This window comes from Bacteroides sp. B1-V-101 (assembly GCF_023656585.1).
Lineage (GTDB): Bacteria > Bacteroidota > Bacteroidia > Bacteroidales > Bacteroidaceae > Bacteroides > Bacteroides thetaiotaomicron.
In genome coordinates this window covers 1-1349 of the sequence record NZ_JAMOKH010000076.1, presented here as the reverse complement: position 1 = coordinate 1349, position 1349 = coordinate 1, and the positions used below count along the sequence as shown (strand labels likewise).

The window sequence follows — 1349 nt, the reverse complement described above, 5'->3', positions numbered from 1 at the left end:
ATGAAATCGTTGTAACGACATCGCTCCAGAAAGGAGGTGTTCCAGCCGCACCTTCCGGTACGGCTACCTTGTTACGACTTAGCCCCAATTACCAGTTTTACCCTAGGACGCTCCTTGCGGTTACGTACTTCAGGTACCCCCGGCTTTCATGGCTTGACGGGCGGTGTGTACAAGGCCCGGGAACGTATTCACCGCGCCATGGCTGATGCGCGATTACTAGCGAATCCAGCTTCACGAAGTCGGGTTGCAGACTTCGATCCGAACTGAGAGAGGCTTTTGGGATTAGCATCCTGTCACCAGGTAGCTGCCTTCTGTACCCCCCATTGTAACACGTGTGTAGCCCCGGACGTAAGGGCCGTGCTGATTTGACGTCATCCCCACCTTCCTCACATCTTACGACGGCAGTCTCTCTAGAGTCCTCAGCATGACCTGTTAGTAACTAAAGATAAGGGTTGCGCTCGTTATGGCACTTAAGCCGACACCTCACGGCACGAGCTGACGACAACCATGCAGCACCTTCACAAATGCCTTGCGGCTAACCTGTTTCCAGATTATTCATTTGCAATTTAAGCCCGGGTAAGGTTCCTCGCGTATCATCGAATTAAACCACATGTTCCTCCGCTTGTGCGGGCCCCCGTCAATTCCTTTGAGTTTCACCGTTGCCGGCGTACTCCCCAGGTGGAATACTTAATGCTTTCGCTTGGCCGCTTACTGTATATCGCAAACAGCGAGTATTCATCGTTTACTGTGTGGACTACCAGGGTATCTAATCCTGTTTGATACCCACACTTTCGAGCATCAGTGTCAGTTGCAGTCCAGTGAGCTGCCTTCGCAATCGGAGTTCTTCGTGATATCTAAGCATTTCACCGCTACACCACGAATTCCGCCCACCTCTACTGTACTCAAGACAGCCAGTATCAACTGCAATTTTACGGTTGAGCCGCAAACTTTCACAACTGACTTAACTGTCCACCTACGCTCCCTTTAAACCCAATAAATCCGGATAACGCTCGGATCCTCCGTATTACCGCGGCTGCTGGCACGGAGTTAGCCGATCCTTATTCATATGGTACATACAAAATTCCACACGTGGAAAACTTTATTCCCATATAAAAGAAGTTTACAACCCATAGGGCAGTCATCCTTCACGCTACTTGGCTGGTTCAGACTCTCGTCCATTGACCAATATTCCTCACTGCTGCCTCCCGTAGGAGTTTGGACCGTGTCTCAGTTCCAATGTGGGGGACCTTCCTCTCAGAACCCCTATCCATCGAAGGTTTGGTGAGCCGTTACCTCACCAACTGCCTAATGGAACGCATCCCCATCGATAACCGAAATTCTTTAATAAT

General features: G+C 50.3%; 1 rRNA gene. It reads right to left on the bottom strand.

From position 1 onward, the window contains the following. Window positions 1–29: 29 nt before the first annotated feature. Window positions 30–1349, bottom strand: a 16S ribosomal RNA gene (locus tag NBH01_RS26330); the annotation flags it as partial.